At 60.7% G+C, this 17,821-nt stretch carries 17 protein-coding genes and 1 tRNA gene; 11 read left to right on the top strand and 7 right to left on the bottom strand.

All coding sequences use genetic code 11. The annotated features are described in order from the left end of the window. Positions 1-7 precede the first annotated feature (7 nt). Positions 8-84, bottom strand: a tRNA-Pro gene (locus PG883_RS19510). 378 nt (positions 85-462) lie between these two features. Here PG883_RS19510 and tadA point away from each other — a divergent pair. From tadA to PG883_RS19465, 9 genes are all read left to right on the top strand, one after another. Then, a complete protein-coding gene (tadA, locus tag PG883_RS19505) occupies positions 463-1,011 on the top strand; it encodes a tRNA adenosine(34) deaminase TadA (RefSeq protein WP_103242896.1) in 549 nt (182 codons plus the stop codon). A 167-nt stretch (positions 1,012-1,178) separates the two neighbouring features. Next, entirely contained in the window at positions 1,179-3,416 is a 2,238-nt protein-coding gene (locus PG883_RS19500) for an ABC transporter permease subunit (protein WP_270807728.1), read from the top strand. A gap of 17 nt (positions 3,417-3,433) precedes the next feature. Beyond that, positions 3,434-5,083 carry a phosphate ABC transporter permease PstA gene (gene pstA / locus PG883_RS19495; RefSeq protein WP_045524164.1) on the top strand — a complete coding sequence of 550 codons (1,650 nt, stop codon included), beginning with the start codon at positions 3,434-3,436 and terminating at the stop codon, positions 5,081-5,083. A 104-nt stretch (positions 5,084-5,187) separates the two neighbouring features. Beyond that, on the top strand, positions 5,188-6,006 hold the full coding sequence (pstB, locus tag PG883_RS19490) for a phosphate ABC transporter ATP-binding protein PstB (protein WP_010675264.1): 819 nt from the start codon (positions 5,188-5,190) through the stop codon (positions 6,004-6,006). A gap of 108 nt (positions 6,007-6,114) precedes the next feature. Then, complete coding sequence (gene phoU, locus PG883_RS19485; protein WP_029314752.1) at positions 6,115-6,825, top strand: phosphate signaling complex protein PhoU; 711 nt, start codon at positions 6,115-6,117, stop codon at positions 6,823-6,825. A 241-nt stretch (positions 6,826-7,066) separates the two neighbouring features. Then, complete coding sequence (locus PG883_RS19480) at positions 7,067-8,386, top strand: hemolysin family protein (protein ID WP_041213150.1); 1,320 nt, start codon at positions 7,067-7,069, stop codon at positions 8,384-8,386. 18 nt (positions 8,387-8,404) lie between these two features. After that, the gene (locus PG883_RS19475) at positions 8,405-8,947 is read left to right on the top strand and encodes a hypothetical protein (RefSeq protein WP_162540598.1); all 543 of its coding nucleotides are present in this window, start codon (positions 8,405-8,407) and stop codon (positions 8,945-8,947) included. 293 nt (positions 8,948-9,240) lie between these two features. After that, complete coding sequence (locus PG883_RS19470; RefSeq protein WP_039040257.1) at positions 9,241-10,143, top strand: homocysteine S-methyltransferase family protein; 903 nt, start codon at positions 9,241-9,243, stop codon at positions 10,141-10,143. A gap of 9 nt (positions 10,144-10,152) precedes the next feature. Further along, positions 10,153-11,562, top strand: coding sequence for a basic amino acid/polyamine antiporter (locus PG883_RS19465; RefSeq protein ID WP_043153853.1), 1,410 nt, complete (start codon positions 10,153-10,155; stop codon positions 11,560-11,562). Between the two features lie 286 nt (positions 11,563-11,848). Here the strand turns inward: PG883_RS19465 and PG883_RS19460 are convergent, their stop codons facing one another. The 5 genes from PG883_RS19460 to PG883_RS19440 all read right to left on the bottom strand — a co-directional run bounded on the left by PG883_RS19460 (position 11,849) and on the right by PG883_RS19440 (position 15,571). Further along, positions 11,849-12,700 carry a sterol desaturase family protein gene (locus PG883_RS19460; protein ID WP_052815415.1) on the bottom strand — a complete coding sequence of 284 codons (852 nt, stop codon included), beginning with the start codon at positions 12,698-12,700 and terminating at the stop codon, positions 11,849-11,851. 205 nt (positions 12,701-12,905) lie between these two features. Next, positions 12,906-13,649, bottom strand: coding sequence for an amino acid ABC transporter ATP-binding protein (locus PG883_RS19455; RefSeq protein ID WP_010675257.1), 744 nt, complete (start codon positions 13,647-13,649; stop codon positions 12,906-12,908). Beyond that, entirely contained in the window at positions 13,633-13,755 is a 123-nt protein-coding gene (locus PG883_RS19450) for a hypothetical protein (RefSeq protein WP_257711798.1), read from the bottom strand. The genes PG883_RS19455 and PG883_RS19450 overlap by 17 nt, the downstream gene beginning before the upstream one ends. After that, complete coding sequence (locus PG883_RS19445) at positions 13,739-14,683, bottom strand: amino acid ABC transporter permease (RefSeq protein WP_041201654.1); 945 nt, start codon at positions 14,681-14,683, stop codon at positions 13,739-13,741. Before PG883_RS19445 ends, PG883_RS19450 begins: the two co-directional genes overlap by 17 nt. Positions 14,684-14,782: 99 nt before the next feature. Then, positions 14,783-15,571: a transporter substrate-binding domain-containing protein gene (locus PG883_RS19440; protein ID WP_010675255.1), complete on the bottom strand. Its 789-nt coding sequence runs from the start codon at positions 15,569-15,571 to the stop codon at positions 14,783-14,785. A 612-nt stretch (positions 15,572-16,183) separates the two neighbouring features. Here PG883_RS19440 and PG883_RS19435 point away from each other — a divergent pair. Continuing rightward, positions 16,184-16,729 (top strand): hypothetical protein, encoded by a 546-nt coding sequence (locus tag PG883_RS19435; RefSeq protein WP_223916153.1) that lies wholly within the window; start codon positions 16,184-16,186, stop codon positions 16,727-16,729. Here the strand turns inward: PG883_RS19435 and tnpA are convergent. Next, the gene (tnpA, locus tag PG883_RS19430) at positions 16,688-17,092 is read right to left on the bottom strand and encodes an IS200/IS605-like element ISAs26 family transposase (RefSeq protein ID WP_052815055.1); all 405 of its coding nucleotides are present in this window, start codon (positions 17,090-17,092) and stop codon (positions 16,688-16,690) included. The genes PG883_RS19435 and tnpA overlap by 42 nt on opposite strands. 57 nt (positions 17,093-17,149) lie before the next feature. On the opposite strand from tnpA, the gene PG883_RS19425 reads away from it, so the two are divergent. Then, a partial coding sequence (locus PG883_RS19425; protein ID WP_270807723.1) for an RNA-guided endonuclease InsQ/TnpB family protein occupies positions 17,150-17,821 on the top strand: 672 nt, incomplete at its 3' end.

Here is a 17,821-nt window from a genome sequence, read left to right as displayed (position 1 = left end):
GGGAATTTGGTCGGTGTGAGAGGATTCGAACCTCCGACCCTCTACACCCCATGCAGATGCGCTACCTGGCTGCGCTACACACCGACGGAGTCAGCTCGGCTGACGGGGAGGAAGTCTAATCGGATGATTTGGCGGGCGCAACTCCTTTTTTATCAGGGAGATGCCGACTGCTTCTTTATTGTTCAGCCAAGATGCAACTTGGGCCCTGGCCGGAGTTTTGGCATAATCGCCGCCCCCTTAGGCGGGCACAGGGTGGCGAACACCCAACTCGGGGCGTTCCGATGTCGCCGGGGCCTTTGGCCTCTCTTTCATTGACAGCATCTTCTGCCGTGGGCTACCGGCTAGCGCGAGGGGGAAGGGGCCCGGTGTGCCCAGGGCCGGGACGCAGCAATCCGGGAGTGCGCGGCCGATGCCGTGCAGGGGCCAGGCAAGCCGACATCATATCGACGAGAGGATCAGGGCGTGAAACCATCTGAAGTTGCAGCACAGATCAGCCAGCGCGAGCAGGACGAACGCTGGATGCGCCATGCCATGGCCCTGGCCGCCAGGGCGGAGGGGATAGGCGAGATCCCGGTAGGCGCCGTGCTGGTGCTGGGGGACAAGATAGTGGCAGAGGGGTGGAATCGCTCCATCAGCGAGCACGACGCCTGCGCCCATGCCGAGGTGATGGCGCTTCGGGAAGCGGGCAAGCAGCTTGAAAACTATCGCCTGCTCGACACCACCCTCTATGTGACGCTGGAGCCCTGTTGCATGTGTGCCGGCGCCCTCATCCACAGCCGGGTCAAGCGGGTGGTCTATGGTGCCCGGGATTTGAAGACGGGGGCGGCAGGGTCTGTGTTCGACATCCTGCTGGATCCCCGCCACAACCACCAGGTGGTACTGACGGGGGAGGTGCTCGCCGACGCCTGCTCGGCCCAGCTGTCGGATTTCTTCAAACGGCGCCGCGCCGAGAAGAAGGCGGCCAGACTCGCCGCGAAAGAGGCGCTTCCTCAAGATGACAGCGGGGCCTGATGGCCCCGTTTGCTTTTATTTCACTGCCAGACCGGCTGCCTGCTTCCCCCCGAATACCAACTGCCACCCCCCGATGGAGCCTGCGCTCTTTGCCGCTGTTGATGTAACAAAACTGTCATGCATCCGCCATATAATGCCGCCAAGCCTAGCTCACATTGAGGTCTTGCATGTCATCGGAATCGTTAAATCTGGTCATGGCGGGCAGTCGAAAACGCCGGATCAAGGATAAATTGGCCAAATATGGCGTCACCACAGGGGGAGCCCTGGTGCTGGTGGCGCTGTTGCTTATCTTCTTCTACCTGCTTTATGTGGTGAAGCCCATCTTCAATGGCGCCAGCATGGAGAGCACCGCTTCCTTCACCCTGCCCATCAAGGGCAAAACCGCCTGGCTCGGGGTCGAGGAGCAAAACGAGATAGGTTACCGCTTCAGCGACCAGGGGAAGGTCAAATTCTTTGCCGTGCAACCGGATGGCAAGATCAAGACCGGACAGGTGATTGGCGAGGCGCAGGTGAACGGCGAGATCACGGCGGTCGCGCCGCCTGCGCCGGGCCAGAAACTCATCGTCTATGGGTTTGCCAACGGCAAGGCTCAGGTGGTGCAACCCTATTTCAAGATCTCCTATCCCAATGACGTTCGCGTCATTGAGCCCAGCCTGCAATATCCCTTCGGCGAGACCCCCGTGGTGATCGATCCCCAGGGCAAGGCGCTGACGCGCATGGTCTTCGAGGCGACCAAGGACAAGATGGCGACTGCGGCCGTGACCGAAGATGGTCGTGGTGTGCTGATGGTGATGAGCGGCGAGGAGAATTTCCTCTCCGGCGAAATCGAGTGGAGCAGCCAGACCTACACCATTCCGTCCCTGCCACGCCATGTTGACCAGATGCTGCTGACCCCGAACCTGCGCCTGTTGTTCGTGCGCGAGGGCAACCGCCTGTCGGTCTATGACATCCACAACCTGAGCGACATCTCCCTGCGCAATGTCATGGAGATCAACGCCCCCAATGCCAGCGTGACCCAGGTGGCCCTGCTCTCCGGTGCGTCCTCCCTGCTGGTGGGCAACGACAACGGCGTCATCTCCCAGTGGTTCGAGGTGGCAAAGGATGGCAAGCGCCAGTTCACCCAGATCCGTGACTTCAAGGGTGACGCGCCGGTCGCCCTGCTGACCCCCGAGCACTTTCGCAAGGGCTTCATCAGCGCAGGCAGCGACGGCACCATCAACTTCTTCCATGCCACCGGCGAAGCCAAGCTGCTTGGCGAGAAGATTGACGGGGGCAACCTGGCTGCCGTTGCCATCTCTCCTCGCCACAACCTGCTGTTGACCCAGCAGGGGGATGACTTCAAGGTCTTTGACGTCGAGAACGATCACCCCGAGGTAACCTGGTCTGCCCTCTGGCAACAGGTGTGGTATGAAGGCTATCCCGAGCCCCAGTACGTGTGGCAGTCCACCTCCGCCAGCAACGACTTCGAAGCCAAGCTGAGCCTGGTGCCCCTGGTGTTCGGCACCCTGAAAGCCTCCTTCTATGCCATGGTGTTCGCGGTGCCCCTGGGTGTCGCCGGTGCCATCTATACCGCCTACTTCATGTCGGCGGGGCTGCGCAAATACGTCAAGCCGACGGTGGAGATCATGGCGGCGCTGCCGACCGTCATCCTCGGCTTCCTGGCGGGTCTGTGGCTTGCGCCCATCATCGAAGGGGCCCTGCCCGGGGTGATCCTGCTGCTGATCCTGCTGCCCATGGGCATGCTGCTCACCGACCTAGTGTGGAACTATCTGCCGGAGCGAGGCCGCACCTGGCTGCCGGAAGGCTGGCACGCCATCCTGCTCATCCCTGTGTTGCTGTTCATCGGTTGGGGCGCCTTCGCCCTGAGCCCCATCATCGAGAACGCCTTCATGCACGGTGATTCGCGCATCTGGCTGACCCACGACATGGGCATCAAGTTTGACCAGCGCAACTCCCTGGTGGTCGGTATCGCCATGGGCTTTGCGGTCATCCCCACCATCTTCTCCATCGCCGAAGACGCGGTCTTCTCGGTGCCCAAGCACCTGACCCAGGGCTCGCTTGCGCTGGGGGCGACCCCGTGGCAGACCCTGAGCCGGGTGGTGATCCTCACCGCGAGCCCAGGCATCTTCTCGGCGGTTATGATGGGCCTTGGCCGCGCCGTGGGCGAGACCATGATCGTGCTGATGGCCACCGGCAACACCCCCATCATGGACTTTTCCATGTTCCAGGGGCTGCGGACCCTGGCGGCGAACATCGCGGTGGAGATGCCGGAATCGGAGGTGGGCAGCTCCCACTACCGGGTGCTCTTCCTCGCCGCCTTCGTGCTGTTTGTGTTCACCTTCTTGTTCAATACCCTGGCCGAATTCGTCCGCCAGCGGTTGCGTGAAAAGTACAGCTCTCTGTAAGGACTAAGGAATCGACAATGGGTAAGTGGTTTAAATCGGGGGCCCCCTGGATCTGGATGACGGGGGGCGCCGTCAGCCTGAGTCTGGTGGCCGTACTGGGTCTGTTGTTGCTGATTGGCTGGCGTGGTCTGGTCTATTTCTGGCCCCATCCCATCTATGAGTGGCAACTTGAAGATGCAAGCGGCAACAAGAGCGTCCTGATTGGCGAGATCAACGACCGGGAGCTGGTGCCGGTGGAGCGCCTGCGCGCCGCAGGCCAGGCGCTGGAAGGGGAGGATCGCGAAGAGATTACCCGTTATCTGGTCAAGACCGGCAACCGGGAGTTCGTGGACCTCGACTTTCGCTGGGTGCTGGAGACCGATATCAAATCGCGCGCCCAGCCGGCGGAGCTCGCCATGGTGGAACGCGCCACCAACGGCAACTTCTATGGTTACATCACCTCGGTGAAGGAAGATGGCCAGGAGCTGACCACGGATCTGCATCCCGCCTTGCAGCGGGTGCTGGCCCGTGCCAACGGCCTCTCAAGCCAAGCCAACGACCTGCAAAAAGGGGCCATCGGCAGCATCAACTATCAGCTGGAGCGCCTGCGCCTGAAAGAGCGCAAGGCCGAGCTGGATGACAAGCTGACCGATCAGCTTAAAGCCGAGCTGGCGAGCGAGCGTCAGGCCCTCAACGACCGTTACCAGGTGCTGGAGAAAGAGCTCTTCTCCCTGCGTACCCAGGCGGACAGAGACAGCATCACCGTCAAGGACATGCGCGGCGAGCTGGTGACCATGCCGATGTCCCGGGTGCTGGATGTAGTCTGGCCCAACGACATGAGCCTGATGGCCAAGGTGGGTCACTGGTTCCACCAGATTGGCAAGTTCGTCTCCGATGACCCCCGGGAGGCGAACACCGAGGGCGGCGTCTTCCCTGCCATCTTCGGTACCGTCTTCATGGTGATCCTGATGGCCATCATCGTGACCCCGCTCGGGGTGGTGGCGGCGGTCTACCTGCACGAGTATGCGGGCAAGAACAGCCTGACTAAGATCATCCGCATCGCGGTGATCAACCTGGCGGGGGTGCCCTCCATCGTCTACGGCGTGTTTGGCCTGGGCTTCTTTGTCTACACCCTGGGGGGCAGCATCGACCGCCTCTTCTACCCGGAAGCGCTGCCGAGCCCGACCTTCGGCTCCCCTGGTGTCATCTGGTCGGCGCTGACCCTGGCCATCCTGACCCTGCCGGTGGTGATCGTCTCCACCGAAGAGGGGCTGGCCCGGATCCCGAGCACCATTCGCCAGGGTTCGCTGGCGCTGGGTGCCACCCAGGCCGAGACCCTCTGGCGCATCGTGCTGCCCATGGCCAGCCCGGCCATCATGACCGGCCTTATCCTGGCGATTGCCCGTGCGGCGGGCGAGGTGGCGCCGCTGATGCTGGTGGGGGTGGTGAAGCTTGCTCCCACGTTGCCGATGGACGGCAACTTCCCGTACCTGCACGTGGAGCGCAAGTTCATGCACCTGGGCTTCCACATCTATGACGTGGGCTTCCAGAGCCCGAACGTCGAGGCGGCGCGTCCTCTGGTCTACGCCACCTCCTTCCTGCTGGTGACGGTGATCGTCGGCCTCAACCTGACGGCGATCGGTATTCGTAACCACCTGCGCGAGAAATTCCGGTCGCTGGAACATTAATCCAGCCATTACAGAGACGGGCAGGGGTCTTCCCTGCCAACCAGATATTCCGGCAGCGGGCAAGACGTTTGCCCGCTGCCACCAAGAGAATTTGAGGTAAACAGATGATCAACGTAACACCGAGTTCGGCCCCGCACACCGCCACCGACCTGCTCAACCTGACCCCGGAGCAGACTGCGCTGGAGGTGAAGGATCTCAACCTGTACTACGGCAACAAGCAGGCGCTGTTCAACGTCAACATGAAGATCCCCAAGGGTCAGGTCACCGCCTTCATCGGCCCGTCCGGTTGCGGCAAGTCCACTTTGCTGCGCTGCATCAACCGGATGAACGATCTGGTGGAGATCTGCCGCATCGAGGGGGAGATCCAACTGCACGGCCACAACATCTATGACAAGAGCGTGGATGTCTCCGCCCTTCGCCGTCAGGTGGGCATGGTGTTCCAGCGCCCCAACCCCTTCCCCAAGTCCATCTACGAGAACGTGGTCTACGGCCTGCGCCTGCAGGGCATCAACGACCGCCGTACCCTGGACGAGGCCGCCGAGCGTTCCCTGCGCGGTGCCGCCCTGTGGGAGGAAGTGAAGGATCGTCTGCATGACAACGCCTTTGGTCTCTCCGGCGGTCAGCAGCAGCGTCTGGTGATTGCCCGTGCCATCGCCATCGAGCCGGAAGTGCTGTTGCTCGATGAACCGACCTCGGCGCTGGACCCCATCTCCACCCTCACCATCGAGGAGCTCATCAACGAGCTCAAGAGCCAGTTCACCGTGGTGATCGTAACCCACAACATGCAGCAGGCGGCGCGGGTCTCGGATCAGACCGCGTTCATGTACATGGGGGAACTCATCGAGTATTCGAATACCAACACAATCTTCACCACCCCGGCCAAGAAGAAGACCGAAGACTACATTACCGGTCGTTACGGCTAAGGGATGCCGGTGATTGAGATGAGCAAGATGAGCAAGATGGGCATCAACAAACAGATTGGCAGTCAGTTCAACGGCTAAGGCATAATCGGAGCAACAAGGATTACTGGTATGGACAATATGAACCTCAACAAACACATCTCCGGTCAGTTCAATGCCGAGCTTGAGAGCGTGCGCAATCAGGTACTGGTGATGGGGGGGCTGGTGGAGAAGCAACTCACCGACGCCATCGCCGCCATCCATGGCCAGGATCTGGATGCGGCGCGCAAGATCGTGGCCAACGACCACAAGGTCAACGCCATGGAAGTGGCGATCGACGAGGAGTGCACCCGCATCATCGCCAAGCGTCAGCCCACCGCGTCCGACCTGCGGCTGGTGATGGCCATCATCAAGACCATTACGGATCTGGAGCGGATCGGCGACGTGGCGGACAAGATTGCCCGCATGCTGACCGACAACGCCAACAAGCCGCAGCCGCCGCTGGTGTCGCTGGAGAACATGGGGCGTCGCACCATCAAGATGCTCCACGACGTGCTCGACGCTTTCGCCCGCATGGATTTGGATGCAGCCCTGGCGGTCTACAAGGAAGATGACAAGGTGGACCGCGAATACGAGTCCATTATCCGCGAGCTGATGACCTACATGATGGAAGATCCCCGCACCATCCCCCAGGTGCTCAACGTGCTCTGGGCGGCACGGGCCATCGAGCGGGTCGGGGATCGCTGCCAGCACATCTGCGAGTACATCGTCTACTACGTCAAGGGCAAGGATGTGCGTCACACCAAGGCCGATGACCTGAGCGATCTGCTGGGCAAGGGCTGATGGGGCGCCTTGGGTGGAGCTCCCGTCGCGGCTGCACGACGGGAATCCAACTCTGATTGAATAAAAAGGCGCTTTGAGCGCCTTTTTCATTGCATGGCACGGCAGTTCAAGATAACGCCACCCGGCGGGCGCTTTTCTGCTAGAATATGGCCCCTGTGTGAGTCCCGGATGGAGTCACGGTCCGGTTTCCCGGGCCCAGTTTGCCGTCTTGTGCTAAGGCGGCTGTAGCAATAGGTTAATCATGAGTTTTGCCGATAGTTTGTTCTTTCTGATGCTGCTGGTCGCCGGCAGCGTGTTCTTCTCACTCTCCGAGATCTCCCTTGCCGCCTCCCGCAAGATCAAGTTGCAGGTGATGGCCGACGAGGGCAACCGCCACGCCGAGAAGGTGCTGGCATTGCAGGCCCAGCCGGGCAACTTCTTTACCGTGGTGCAGATAGGCCTCAATACCGTCGCCATCCTCGGCGGTATCCTGGGGGAATCCGCCCTCAATCCCGCCATCAGGGAGCTGATTGCCGGCTTCTACCAGGGGCCCTGGCTCGGCCAGATTAGCTCTGCGGCCTCGTTTGTCTTCGTCACCGGCATGTTCATCCTGATAGCGGACCTGATGCCCAAGCGCCTTGCCATGACCATGCCCGAGCGGATCGCTGTGGTGGTGGTGCGTCCCATGATGCTGTGCGTCACCTTGCTGATGCCGCTGGTGTGGCTGTTCAACGGCATGGCCAACGGCCTGTTCCGGCTGATGCGCATCTCCATGGTGCGCAACGACGAGATCACCTCCGACGATATTTATGCGGTGATGGATGCAGGTGCCGAAGCCGGTGTCATCCAGCGCGAGGAGCACCAGCTCATCGAGAACGTGTTCGAGCTCCAGTCTCTGGGTGTCACTTCCGCCATGACGGCGCGGGAGAGCCTCATCTACTTCACCCTGCAAGAGGGGGAGGAGAGCATCAAGGCGAAGATCGCCGAGCACCCCCACAACAAGTTCCTGGTGTGCGACCACAACCTCGACAGCATCAAGGGGTTCGTGGATGCCAAGGAGCTGCTGATCCGCGTCATCAGCGGCCAGAGCATCGATCTCAACAGCGGCTCCCTGGTGCAGAACGTCATCATCATTCCCGACACCCTCAACCTCTACGAGGCAATGGAATACTTCAAGAACCATCGCGGCGATTTTGCGGTGGTGATGAACGAATACGCCCTGGTGGTGGGCATCGTCACCATGAATGACCTGATGAGTACCGTCATGGGGGAGTGGGCCACCCACGTGGTGGAAGAGCAGATCGTCCAGCGGGACGAGAACTCCTGGCTGGTGGACGGGGTGACCCCCATCTCCGACGTGATGCGCGCCTTCGACATCGAGGAGTTCCCGGAAAACCAGAACTACGAGACCATCGCCGGTTTCATCATGTACATGCTGCGCAAGATCCCCAAGCGCACCGACTCGGTCAAATATGCCGGTTACAAGTTCGAAGTGGTGGACATCGACAGTTACAAGATTGACCAGTTGCTGGTCACCCGGGTAGAACCTGCGAGCAATGAGAAGCCCGCTCAGGAATCCTAAAGGAGTTCGTTAGCAATCATGAAGATGAATACTCATTCCCGTGCGCTGGCCTGTGTGGCGCTCGCCCTGGCACTGGGTGCCTGCAGCCAGAGCGCACCGCGCAAGCCGGTGACGCCTGCCAAACCCGTCGCTCCCCAGCCTGCCGTGGTGGTCCCGCAGCAGGATCCCGATGCGGTGGTGCAAAGCGCCGTGGCAGAGCCCAGCCCGGTGTTCGACGAGGAGTATCACGGCCCGGATCAAGGGTCGCTTGAATCGGTCACCGCCCTGTTTGCCCGGGGTTACATCGAATCCGCCATGCGCGAGACCATGCTGGCGGCGGTGCACAGCGACTATCCGCTGCTCGGCATGAGGGACGTGCGTCTCACTGACCCTGTTGCCAAGTTCCTCACCTCGGCCCAGGCACGCACCACGGCCCACGACTACCTCTATGCCGGGGTGCAGCGTCGGCTGGGCCGCCCCCTCAGCCCCGCCCAGTGGGAGCAGATCTGGCAGGGCTATCCCCAGCAGGGCCGGGTCTCCGACTGGGTCAAGCAGACCAAGCGGGTGCTGGCCGGGCGCTGAGCCCCTGGTTATCGGCGGCTGTGCCCGCCTTGATCCCCTGTTTCACAAGAGGCCACCCCCCGGGGTGGCCTCTTGTCGTTTCAGTGCCTGGCCAGGTGATGCCTGTGCCGGGGAGACCTCCCTTTGCCGCCATCATCCTGAGCTTGCCCGGATTTGTTCGTAGCCCCCGATTGCCTCTTGTTCTACTTTGGGTCATGATATTTGGGATTTCTAGCCGTCTAGATGTTTTGATGGCTTAATGTGGTTTCACACAATAAATACCCGTCATGGCGGGGAGACGCAGAGAGACAGAGATGGACAAGCAGGATTTGTGGGTACTCGATGGCGGTATGGGCCGTGAACTGGCGCGGCGTGGTGCGCCGTTCCGTCAACCGGAGTGGTCGGCACTGGCGTTGATGGAAGCGCCCGAGACGGTGCGCGAGGTACACCAGGCCTATGCGACGAGCGGTGCCCGGGTGATCACCACCAACAGCTATGCCCTGGTGCCCTTCCATATCGGCGAGGCACGCTTTGCCGCCCAAGGGGAGGCACTTGCGGCTCTGGCCGGGCAACTGGCCCGAGACGTGGCCGACGAGCAGGGGGGAGCCGTCAAGGTGGCTGGTTCCTTGCCGCCGCTCTTTGGCTCCTATCGTGCGGACCTCTATCAGGCCGAGCGGGTGAGCGAGCTGGCGACACCGCTTATCCGTGCCCTGTCACCCCATGTGGATCTCTGGCTGGCGGAGACCATGAGCCTCATCGCCGAGCCCCTGGCCCTCAAGGCCCTGCTGCCCGAGGACGGCAAGCCGTTCTGGGTCTCCTTTACTCTGGAAGACGAGGCGCCGGGCAGTGAGCCCACCCTGCGCTCCGGCGAGCGGGTGGCGGATGCCGTGACCGCGTTGGCGTCGGCCGGGGTGGATGCCATCCTGTTCAACTGCTGCCAGCCCGAGGTGATTGAAGGGGCGCTCAAGGTGGCCGTCGCCGCGTTGCAGGTTCAGGGGCGCACCGACGTTCGCCTCGGCGCCTATGCCAACGCCTTCCCGCCCCAGCCCAAGGAGGCGACTGCCAATGACGGTCTGGACGAGATCCGTGGCGATCTGGGGCCGCTGGATTACCTCGGCTGGGCCGAGCGCTGGCGCAGAGCCGGGGCAAACCTCATCGGCGGCTGCTGCGGCATCGGCCCGGAACACATCGAGGCGCTGGCCAGCCGGCTGCGTTAAGGAGCGCCCATGAAAGAGAGCAAGATCGGGCTCTGGTCCCTCACGGCGCTGGTGTTCAGCTCCATGGTGGGGGCCGGCATCTTTAGCCTGCCCCAGAACATGGCCGATGTGGCGGGCGCCCGCGCCGTGCTGATCGGCTGGGCCGTCACCGGGGTCGGCATACTGGCGCTGGCCATGAGCTTCCTCTACCTGTCGCGGCTCAAACCCGAGCTCGACGGCGGCATCTACAGCTATGCCCGGGCAGGCTTTGGCGAGCTGGTGGGGTTCTTCTCCGCCTGGGGATACTGGCTCTGTGCCACCATCGGCGTGGTGGGTTATCTGGTGATCGCCTTCGCGGCGCTGGGCAGCTTCGTCGACACGCCGGAGCGGGTCTGGTTTGGCGAGGGCAACACCCTGGCGGCCTTCATCGGCGAGTCCTGCATCCTCTGGGCGGTGCACCTGCTGGTGGCCCGAGGCGTACAGCAGGCGGCCCTGTTCAATCTGGTGGCGACCCTGGCCAAGAGCCTGCCGCTGCTGCTGTTCATCCTGTTCGCCTGCTACTGGTTCGATCCGGTCACCTTTGCGGCGGATCAGGAGGGCAGCACCCTGGCGGTACCGGTCTCCGAGCAGGTGCGTAACACCATGCTCATCACCCTCTGGGTCTTCACCGGCATCGAAGGGGCAGCGGTGCTCTCGGCCCGGGCGAGAAACAAGCGGGATGTGGGCACCGCCACCGTGCTCGGCGTGGTGCTGGCGCTGCTGCTCTATGTGCTCATCTCGGTGCTGGCGCTTGGAATATTGAGCCGCCCGGAGCTTGCGGCCCTGCCCAACCCCTCCATGGCGGGACTGATGGCCCAGATGACGGGTTCCTGGGGCAAGCTGCTCATCAGCGCCGGCCTCATCGTGTCGGTGCTCGCCTCCTACGTGAGCTGGACCCTCTTCTCGGCCGAGGTGCCGTTCAGCGCGGCGCGTCACGGGGCCTTCCCGGCCATCTTCCGGCGTGAGAACCGCAACGGCACCCCCATCGCCTCGCTCTGGCTTACCAGCCTGACGGTGCAGGGCTGCCTGCTGCTGGTGTGGCTGCTTGGCAAGGGGTATACCAACCTGCTGCTCATCTCCACCTCCATGATCCTGGTGCCCTACCTGCTCATCGGCCTCTTCCTGCTCAAGCTGGTCTTCAGTGGCAAGGGTGGGCAGGGCCGCGGCCTGATGCGGGTGGTGGCGCTGGTGTCGAGCGGTTATGGTTTCTGGCTGCTCTACGCCGCCGGGGTGGAGTACCTGCTGCTGTCGCTTCTGCTTTACGGGCCGGGTCTGCTGCTGTTTCTCTACAGCCGTCGCCAGCTCGGCGCCGAACAGCGGCTCAGCGGGCGCGAACGGCTGCTGGCCGGGGTGACGCTGCTGAGCCTGATCCCCGCCGTCTGGTCCTTCGTTCACGTCTGACCCGGGGGTGTCCCTGTCATGAAAAAGAGCGCCCCTGGGCGCAATGCTGTTCACTTAAGAGAATTTGAGTTCCAGTCCACGTAGTATCAGGGCTAAAAAATGAGGGAGGCATGATGCCTCCCTCTTTCTATTGCAAGCCACGCTGGATAAAGGCTGAAGGAACATCGACTGGAAACAGCCTTGCTCCCCCAACTCAAGTCGCATTTATGAATAATTAGTCAAAAATGTGCTTATCTGAACAGCATTGCGCCCCTGGGCGCTCTTTTTTTTTATCCTGGTCGGTGGGTCAACCGCTGGTGGGGCCCGCCGGTTTGCCAAACAACACGGCGAGCTTTTGCCGCCAGGGGAGGCCCCGGGCCTCTTGCAGCATGTCGCGCCACTCGTGGAAGGTGAGGGTGAGGGGGTTGAAGCTGTGGATTGGCTTGGTGATGCCGAAACGGCACGGCTCGCCCAAGTCTTCTTCCACGAAGGTGCCAAACAGCCGGTCCCAGATGATGAGCACGCCGGCGAAATTGCGATCGATGTATCTGGCGTTGCTGGCGTGGTGCACCCTGTGGTGGGAGGGGGTGTTGAAGATCCATTCAAGTTTGCCCAGCTTGCCCACCACCTGGGTGTGGACGAAGAACTGAAAACCCAGGCTCAAGAGTACGGTGGCCACCACCGCCTCGGGGGGGAAGCCGATGAGGATCATGGGGATCCAGAACAGCCACATGCCGGAGACCGGATACATCAGGCTCTGGCGAAAGGCGGTGGAGAGGTTGAGCCGCTCCGAGCTGTGGTGCACCACGTGGTAGGCCCAGAGCCAGCGCACATGGTGGCTCGCGAAGTGGAACAGCCAGTAGCAGAGATCCTGCAACAGAAAGAGCAGCAAAAGGCTCCAGAGGTTCAGTTCGATATCGAATAGTCGCCAGCCCCAAAGGGTGTCATAGAGATAGGCGATGGCAATGGCAATGGCAATGGCTGCCAGGGCATCGCCCCCCTGATGCATCAGTGCCAGGGTGGCATTGGCGAAGAGATCCTTCCACTGGTAACCCGCCGTGGGATAGGCGGCGCCGTGTTTTCGCAGGTAGAGCATCTCCCAGCCGATGAAGACCAGAAAGAGGGGCGAGAGGTAGAGCAGGAGCAGTTGCACATCCATGTGAGCCATCCGGTTGGACCAGTTGGATGTCAGCATACCGGATGAATTTAAAATTTCATTAACATCCTTGCTCGTTGGCGTGGTGACAACCCGATGGCAAGAGGCTGCGAAAAGGAATGCACCAGGGAGATGATCTGGGGGAGTGAAGAAGGCAAGCATAGAAGAGGGAGCCATGGGCTCCCTCTTCGTGTTGGTGCATCGCGGGTTATAGCACCTGGCTCAGGAACTGGCGCAGGCGCGGGGAGGGTGGATTGTCGAAGAAGTCGGCGGGTTTCTCGTCCACCAGCAGCTCGCCGCTCTCCATGAAGAGCACCCTGTCCGCCACTTCCCGGGCAAAGCCCATCTCGTGAGTCACCACCACCATGGTCATCCCTTCGCGGGCCAACCCCTTCATGACGTCCAGCACCTCTCCCACCATTTCGGGGTCGAGGGCGCTGGTGGGCTCGTCAAACAGCATGATGCGCGGCTGCATGGCGAGCGCCCGGGCGATGGCCACCCGCTGCTGCTGGCCGCCGGAGAGCTGGGAGGGGTAGCTCTGGGCCTTGTTGGAGAGACCGACCTTGAGCAGCAGGGCCTTGGCCCGCTCCTCAGCCTCCTGGCGAGAGAGCCCTCTCACCTTCTGGGGGGCCAGGGTGATGTTGTCCAGCACCGTCAGGTGAGGGAAGAGATTGAAGGACTGGAACACCATGCCCACCTCTTCCCGCAGCTTGTTGACATCCCCGGGTTCGGTGAGGCTGATGCCGTCGACCACGATATTGCCATCGTTGATGGTCTCCAGCTGGTTGAGGGTGCGCAGGAAGGTGGACTTGCCTGAGCCGCTCGGCCCCACGATCACCACCACTTCCCCTTCGGCCACCTGGGTGCTGACGTTTTTCAGGGCGTGCACCTCGGTGCCGTAGAACTTCTCTACACCGGTCGCCTTGATGATGGGATCAGTTGCAGCGCGCATAGTTCACCTCCAGACGACGCACCGGGAAGGGGCAGTGAGTGCCGGTGATGGCAGAACATTTCGACACCGATGGCGCCTTGATAACGGGATCAGTTGCTGCGCGCATATTTCACCTCCAGACGACGCACCAGAAAGGAGAGAGTGCCGGTCAGCACCAGATAGAGCAGAGCCACGGTGAACCACACCTCGAACGGGCTGAAGGTGGAGCTGACCACTTCGCGCCCCGCCTTGGTGAGATCCGTGATGGAGATGACGGAGACCAGAGAGGAGTCCTTGATGAGGTTGATGAACTGACCCGCGAGCGGTGGCAGCACCCGTTTGAAGGCCTGGGGCAGGATGACGTAGCGCATGGTCTGGGCCGAGGTCATGCCAAGGCTTCTGCCCGCTTCCATCTGCCCCTTGTGAATGGAGCTGATGCCGGCGCGCACGATTTCCGCCACGTAGGCGCCGGTGAAGACCGCGAGCGCCGCCACACCAGCGGTGAATCGGTCGAGGTTCAGCACGGTGCCGATAAAGAAATAGACGATGAAGATCTGCACCAGCAACGGGGTGCCACGGATGAGCTCCACATAGGTCACGGCCAGGTTGCGCAGGGCCGGATTGGGGGAGAGGCGGGCGAGCCCGGCCAGGGTGCCAAGCAGGATGGCGAAGATGCCCGCCACCAGGGAGAGCTTGACCGTGACCCAGACTCCCCAGGCAATGGGGCCGGCGGTCCAGCTCAGTTGCACATCTAGGGTATCGCCGAGGAAGACGGTATCCCCTTCAGCCAGCTGGGAGCCCTTGGGTGCGATGGCCTGACGGCGGCTGGGGTCGAGATCGTCTTGCAGGAAGAGCTGTCCCTTGTCCGCGACCACGGTGCCGTCAAACTCGGCATAGTGTTTCTGTTCTGCCTGATAGGCGATGTACTGGGGAATGCGTTCCCAGCGCCAGGTGTAATCCACTGCCTGCACGGCCTTGTAGATGCCGAAAATGGCGGCCAGCACCAGCAGCAGGAAGATCCCGTGCCAGAGCAGCTGATTGGGCTGTTTTTCCATCTGTCTTGTGAGTTTGGGGTTGATCACTGTCACAACCTCTTTTGTCGTTATCGTGTGGGGAGTCTGCGTGAAGGGGCGGCATGCCGCCCCTTTGAGAGGTTATTTGAGCTGGTTCAGCCAGGCGGTGGATTCAAACCACTTCTTGTAGAGACGGTCGTAGCTGCCGTCGCCCTTGATCTGGCGCAGGTAGTTGTTGAACCAGTTGAGGGTGTCCTGATCCCCCTTGCGGATGGCCCAGGCCAGCGGCTCGAAGGTGAACGGCTTGTCGAGGTGCACCACGGCGCCCTGGTTCTGGGACGCGAAGATGGCGTTGTAGGGCAGGTCGTAGACGAAGGCATCCACCTTGCCGTTGATCACTTCCAGCTTGGCGTCATCCTGGGTTTCAAACTGCAGCAGGGTGGCCTTGGGGATCATGCGCTTGACCGCTTGCTCGCCGGTGGTGCCGAGTTTGACCGCGATCTTGTATTTGGGATCGTTGAGGTCCTGGAAGGATTTGATTTCGCCCGCCTTGTCCTTGCGAAGCACGATGGTCTGGCCGACGACGATGTAGGGATCGGCAAAGTTCACGCGCAGGTTGCGCTGGGGAGTGACGGTCATGCCGCCCATGATGACGTCGAACTTGTCGGTCAAGAGCGCGGGGATGATGCCGTCCCAGGCGGTGTTGACGAACTCCACCTTCACGCCCATCTCCTTGGCGACCATCTTGGCGAGATCCACGTCAAAGCCGATGTACTGGCCCTGCTTGTTGGTCATCTCGAAGGGTTGATAGCCGGCATCGAAGCCGACCCGCAGCACACCGCGCTCCAGCACGGCATCCAGGGTGGAAGTGGGCGCGGCGTTGGCCAGCCCGCACAGCAGCAGGGTAGAGAGAATGAGTTTTTTGATCATAAATGACGTCTCTGTCGTAAATGTGGTCAGCCTTGAACCTGCTCCCGTGCGACTCCATGGCACAAGAGACTGCTGCATCCGGCAGCAGGCAAGACAGGATTATTGTCTTGGTCGGGGCAAAAGCCCCATATGAGATTCTATGAATGGTTCGCTGGATGAAAAATGTACCAAAACCTGTTTGTGCCAGAAGACTCAATAAGTTATGGAGACTTTTATCCCTCGTGGTGACTCATAAAACCACATGAAAACAACATATCTATCTAATGGCGCCGGTTCAAGTGCAAAATATCCGGCGGCCGTCTCGGTGGAAAATCCGGGCACAGACAGGGCGTTGTCCGGCACGCTTCACGGGGAGTAGGGCGTGCGAGTCGGGCAAATATTTTTGCCCGGCCCATAGGCTCCCTCTGTGTCTTGTCATGGGCTTCCCATATACTCAGCCATCCCCATTGGAAGGTTCGGGAATGGACGCCTCAATTCTGCTCAATCTGGACGTATTTACCCTGATGTTGATGGCCCTCGGGGGCTACAGCCTGGGATTCATCACCCTCTCCATCATCTGGTCGACCCATAGGGAAATACCCGGTCTCGGGCTCTGGTGGTGGTCCAGCCTCTGTGCCCTGGCGGCGCAATCGCTCTTCTTCATGCAGGCATTTTCCCCATATCGCGGGGATCTGGCTGGCCAACCTGCTCATCACCTTCTGCCTCGCCCTGATGCCACTCGCCATCCAGCGCTTCTTCGGGGAGCCGCCAAACTGGCGGGCATTCACCCTCTTCATGCTGGTCTATCTTCTGATCCTCTGCTGGAGCGTCATCTTCAACGACAAGATGGCCCCCCGGGTGCTGCTGGCCTGCCTGAGCTACATGATGGTGGGGGCGGTAATTGTCTGGCTCATATGGCGCCATGGCTACCCTGACTATCTGCCTGCGGTGCTGGTGTTCACCGTGGTCAACATCCTGCTCTACGGTTTCAATCTGGTGCGCATGGGGGCCCTGCTCGGCGGCGAGGTGCGGGTCCTGATGGATCAGCATGCGGTCAATGTGCTCCCCTTCCTCTCCATCTTAAATGCGAAAGGGGACTCCCTCCGACGTAGGTGGGAGGGGAATTTCGCCGGGGCGTCAGCCCCGCTGGTTTTGAATGTATTGCTTGATCACCTCTAACGGCGCACCGCCGCAAGAGCCCACAAAGTAAGAGCGTGACCAGAGTACGGGTTTGCTGTAAGCACCCCTCAAGTCCAGAAATTCATTACGCAGTCGCCTTGATGTGACCGCCTTTAACGAGTTCACCAGCACCGATAGCTGCACTGTTGGGCCGTACTCTATCAGCATGTGAACATGATCAGCCTCTCCGTCACACTCTTTCAGTTCCGCACCAAAATCTCTGCAAACCTCTGCCGCACACTGACCGAAGGAAGCGTGATGCAGATCCCCCAATATCGGCTTTCGATACTTGGTGATAAACACCAAATGTACGTGCAAAGCGTAGGCCGCATGGCGTGATTTATTAATTTTAGTGAATTGCATTCTGTCACTCAATCGGGCTTAATAGATATGGTAATAATGCTGCACACTGAGTGATAAATGCAAATTCTGAAAGCCTACAAATTCCGACTCGAACCGACCGAACAACAAGCGCAACGCCTGCGCCAGTTGGGCGGTTGTGCTCGTTATGTCTGGAATCACGGGCTGGCAGAAACCAAACGCATTCTGGATGCTGGCGAAAAACTGCCTTCTGCCTTTGAGCTGAACCGGATGCTCACCAGTTGGAAGAAAGACCCAGAAATGGCCTTTCTGACCGAGGCATATACCGACAACCTCCAGCAGAAACTCAAAGACTTGCACGGCGCGTGGATGCGCTGCTTTGATAAAAAACTCGCCGCCAAGGCTCCCGTTTTCAAGAAGAAAAGCGACAACCGCGACTCAATCCGCTTCGTCAACTTTGACAAGTATTGCCGCCTTGAAAAAGGTCGCGTGAAGCTTCCTGCCGGGCTGGCGTGGGTCAAGTTTCGCCAGTCCCAGCCAGTTGCAGGAAAAATTAAAAACGCGACCGTCAGCCAAGCAGCCGGGCACTGGTATATCTCCTTTCAGGTCGAGCAGGAGACGTCCGAGCCAATTCACCCCTCCGGCTCAATGGTCGGGCTGGATGCGGGGATCGCCAAGCTCGCAACCCTGTCAGATGGCACGGTGTTTGAGCCCGTCAACAGCTTCAAAACCAATCAGACCAAGCTGGCAAGGCTCCAACGCCAGTTGAGC

It is taken from the genome of Aeromonas sp. QDB25, from assembly GCF_027707725.1.
In the GTDB taxonomy this organism is placed as follows: Bacteria; Pseudomonadota; Gammaproteobacteria; order Enterobacterales; family Aeromonadaceae; genus Aeromonas; species Aeromonas caviae.
The sequence above is the reverse complement of the archived record's forward strand: the minus strand, read 5'-3'. Positions and strand labels throughout refer to the sequence as shown.

Excerpts from the sequence above, each read along its gene's own strand:
- PG883_RS19450 (WP_257711798.1), bottom strand. The coding sequence starts at position 13,755 with ATGCGCGCAGCAACTGATCCCGTTATCAAGGCGCCATCGGTGTCGAAA.
- PG883_RS19455 (WP_010675257.1), bottom strand. The coding sequence starts at position 13,649 with ATGCGCGCTGCAACTGATCCCATCATCAAGGCGACCGGTGTAGAGAAG.
- PG883_RS19475 (WP_162540598.1), top strand. The coding sequence starts at position 8,405 with ATGAAGATGAATACTCATTCCCGTGCGCTGGCCTGTGTGGCGCTCGCC.
- PG883_RS19445 (WP_041201654.1), bottom strand. The coding sequence starts at position 14,683 with ATGGAAAAACAGCCCAATCAGCTGCTCTGGCACGGGATCTTCCTGCTG.
- tnpA (WP_052815055.1), bottom strand. The coding sequence starts at position 17,092 with ATGCAATTCACTAAAATTAATAAATCACGCCATGCGGCCTACGCTTTG.
- PG883_RS19480 (WP_041213150.1), top strand. The coding sequence starts at position 7,067 with ATGAGTTTTGCCGATAGTTTGTTCTTTCTGATGCTGCTGGTCGCCGGC.
- PG883_RS19465 (WP_043153853.1), top strand. The coding sequence starts at position 10,153 with ATGAAAGAGAGCAAGATCGGGCTCTGGTCCCTCACGGCGCTGGTGTTC.
- PG883_RS19470 (WP_039040257.1), top strand. The coding sequence starts at position 9,241 with ATGGACAAGCAGGATTTGTGGGTACTCGATGGCGGTATGGGCCGTGAA.
- pstA (WP_045524164.1), top strand. The coding sequence starts at position 3,434 with ATGGGTAAGTGGTTTAAATCGGGGGCCCCCTGGATCTGGATGACGGGG.
- phoU (WP_029314752.1), top strand. The coding sequence starts at position 6,115 with ATGGACAATATGAACCTCAACAAACACATCTCCGGTCAGTTCAATGCC.
- PG883_RS19460 (WP_052815415.1), bottom strand. The coding sequence starts at position 12,700 with ATGGATGTGCAACTGCTCCTGCTCTACCTCTCGCCCCTCTTTCTGGTC.
- PG883_RS19500 (WP_270807728.1), top strand. The coding sequence starts at position 1,179 with ATGTCATCGGAATCGTTAAATCTGGTCATGGCGGGCAGTCGAAAACGC.
- PG883_RS19440 (WP_010675255.1), bottom strand. The coding sequence starts at position 15,571 with ATGATCAAAAAACTCATTCTCTCTACCCTGCTGCTGTGCGGGCTGGCC.
- pstB (WP_010675264.1), top strand. The coding sequence starts at position 5,188 with ATGATCAACGTAACACCGAGTTCGGCCCCGCACACCGCCACCGACCTG.